The organism is Streptomyces mesophilus (assembly GCF_011044995.1).
In the GTDB taxonomy this organism is placed as follows: Bacteria; Actinomycetota; Actinomycetes; order Streptomycetales; family Streptomycetaceae; genus Streptomyces; species Streptomyces mesophilus.
This window is the reverse complement of the sequence record NZ_JAAKZW010000460.1, coordinates 1-1,274: the sequence shown is the minus strand read 5'-3', so window position 1 is coordinate 1,274 and position 1,274 is coordinate 1. Positions and strand designations below refer to the sequence as shown.

Sequence of the window (1,274 nt, the reverse complement as noted above, 5' to 3'; positions counted from 1 at the left end):
GGGGGACGGGGCGGCGGTCGCCGTTCCCGAGGCCAAGGTGCGGGCGCTGCTCGCCGTGCTCCTGGTGCACGCGGGGCAGCCCGTCGGTGTGGACCGGATCGTCGAGGATCTGTGGGGCGCGTCGGCGCGGCCGGGGAATCCGGCCAACGCGCTGCAGACGAAGGTCTCCCAGCTGCGCCGGGCGCTGGAGAAGGGCGAGCCGGGCGCGCGGGCCCTGGTGGAGTACGGTCCGGCCGGCTATCGACTGGGGGTGACGGAGGAGGAGGTGGACGCGGGTCGTTTTGGTCAGCTCGTCGCGCGGGCGCGGCAGACAGGAGATCCGCGGACACGGGTGGCGCTGCTGTCGGATGCCCTGGGGTTGTGGAGGGGACCCGCCTTCGACGGATTCCGGGACGCGTCGTTCGCCCAGGCCGCGATCGCGCGGCTCGAGGAGCAACGGATCACCGTCGAGGAGGAGTTGGCGGGACTACGCGTCGAGCTCGGCGAACATGGGTTGCTGGCCGACGAGTTGGCGGATCTGGTGGCCGAGCACCCACTGCGCGAAGGGCTGCGGGCGGTGCAGATGCGGGCGCTGTACCGGTCGGGGCGGCAGAGCGAGGCGCTCGCGGCGTACCTCGAACTGAGCAGGCACCTTGCCGACGAGCTGGGGGTCGATCCGGGCCCGGAGCTGCGCGAGCTCCACGAGGCGATGCTGCGCCAGGAACCGCACCTGGCCCCCACGACCGCTCCTGCCCCTTCGGCGCCCCGCCCGTCGACCAACCTGCCCGCGCGCACGGACGCGGTGATCGGACGGGAGCCGGCCGTCGCACGGATCTGCGCCCTGCTCGCCACCGAACGCCTGGTCACCCTCACGGGCCCGGGCGGCGTGGGCAAGACCCGCCTCGCGACAGAGGCAGCAGCCCGCCTCGTCCCGGCTGCTTCGGCTTCGGCTTCGGCTTCGGCTTCGGCTTCGGCTTCGGCTTCTGCTTCTGCTTCTGCTTCGAGGCTGGTCCTGGGTGCCTCGGCTGCCACGACTGCTACGACTGCTACGACTGCTACGACTGCAGGGCAACGCCTAGTTGCTTCAGCTGCGGGGCTGGACCCGATTGCTTCAACCCCTGGCCTGGGCCCGGACACTTCAGCTGCAGAGCCGGCCCGGGACGCGTCGGCCGCCGAGCTCTCCCCCACCGCTTCCGCCGCACAGTCCGATCCGTCTACTTCCGCTATCGTCCCCGCCTCCACCGTCCGGGCCACCTCGACAACCACCGCCGGACCTCCCACCCACACCCCCGCGC

At 72.4% G+C, this 1,274-nt stretch carries 1 protein-coding gene; it reads left to right on the top strand.

Translation table 11 applies throughout. The annotated features are described in order from the left end of the window. Positions 1-1,274, top strand: a 1,274-nt coding sequence (locus G6045_RS40555) for an AfsR/SARP family transcriptional regulator (protein ID WP_235968621.1), incomplete at both ends; no start/stop codon positions are given.